This window comes from Belnapia sp. AC561, assembly GCF_979252845.1.
The window spans coordinates 1-237 of the sequence record NZ_CEEDBP010000482.1; the positions used below are offsets into that span (position 1 = coordinate 1).

The window sequence follows — 237 nt, forward strand, 5'->3', positions numbered from 1 at the left end:
TGATCAGCGTCGGCCACGTCCCACCGGGCCAGGAGGTCGCCGTCCTTGGTCCCTGGGCCATCCCGCTGGCCGCCGCTGGGGACGGCGCCATCCTGGTGATCCCAACCACGGTCGGCGACGTCGATGGCCGCAGCCCGCTGGCGGACAGCGACGACCTGACGCATGCCCCCAGTCTATTGGAGGCCGATCTCAAGGTAAGCTGCGACAGCGGCGTCGTCTCCCTCGAGGGCAGCAGGC

General features: G+C 70.5%; 1 protein-coding gene. It reads left to right on the forward strand.

All coding sequences use genetic code 11. The annotated features are described in order from the left end of the window. Positions 1–237, forward strand: a 237-nt coding sequence (locus AC0IW9_RS31935; protein WP_471652294.1) for a hypothetical protein, incomplete at both ends; no start/stop codon positions are given.